A 740-nucleotide genomic window follows, 5' to 3' on the forward strand; every position below is an offset into this window, starting at 1 on the left:
CCGGCGACGACGATCTTCGCGGAGGTGGTGGCGCGGCTGGGGGCGGCCGCGTTAGAGCTTGCGAAGTCCACTGAGGACCCTTTCGAGCAGCGTGACGTCAGGCGCACCGCCGGACTCGCCCGCGGCAGCGGGCTGGTGGATGGTGACCAGGCCGGCCTCGGCCAGGTCGGCGACGAGAATACGGGCGACACCGAGCGGGACACCGGCCAGGGCCGAGATCTCCGCGACGGACTTGACCTCGCGGCAGAGTCCGACGATCCGGGCGTGCTCGGGCAGCAGACCGCCGGAGCGCTCGGCCGAGCCGGTGGTCGAGATCAGCGCCTCGATCGCCAGCTGGTACCGCGGCCGGGTGCGGCCGCCGGTCATCGCGTACGGACGGACGAGCGGCTGCTGCTCGTAGCCGCCGGACTGCTGCTGCCCACCGTAGCCGCCGGCCTGCTGGCCGCCGTAGCCACTGCCGTACCCGTTGCCGTACGAGCCGGCCGGTGTCGGGGGCGGGGTCATAGGTCCTCCTCGTGCTGCCGCCGTTCGCAGCGGGGTTCCAGCCGGACGGTGCCGGCTGAGGCGGTCGGCCCCCCGGGGGCGGCCGATGGTCGGTGCGCCCGGCCGGGCGGGCCGGGCGCATTGGGGGGTCGGGATTCTCAGTGCAGCAGGCTGCCCTGCAGTTCTGCCCGGAGGGCGGGGGTGAGGACGGCGCCGGCGCGGTCGACGAGGAGTGCCATCTCGTAGCCGACGAGGCC

Annotated in this window: 1 protein-coding gene and 1 pseudogene; both read right to left on the reverse strand. The window is 74.5% G+C overall.

Annotated features, from left to right (window positions below; all coding sequences use genetic code 11):
* Positions 1 to 51: 51 nt before the first annotated feature.
* Positions 52 to 504 (reverse strand): DUF742 domain-containing protein, encoded by a 453-nt coding sequence (locus IE98_RS0141640; protein ID WP_030277985.1) that lies wholly within the window; start codon positions 502 to 504, stop codon positions 52 to 54.
* Positions 505 to 641: 137 nt separating this feature from the next.
* Positions 642 to 740, reverse strand: a pseudogene (locus IE98_RS0141645) (roadblock/LC7 domain-containing protein); the annotation flags it as partial.

The organism is Streptomyces sp. NRRL B-24484 (genome assembly GCF_000717715.1).
Classification (GTDB): Bacteria; Actinomycetota; Actinomycetes; order Streptomycetales; family Streptomycetaceae; genus Kitasatospora.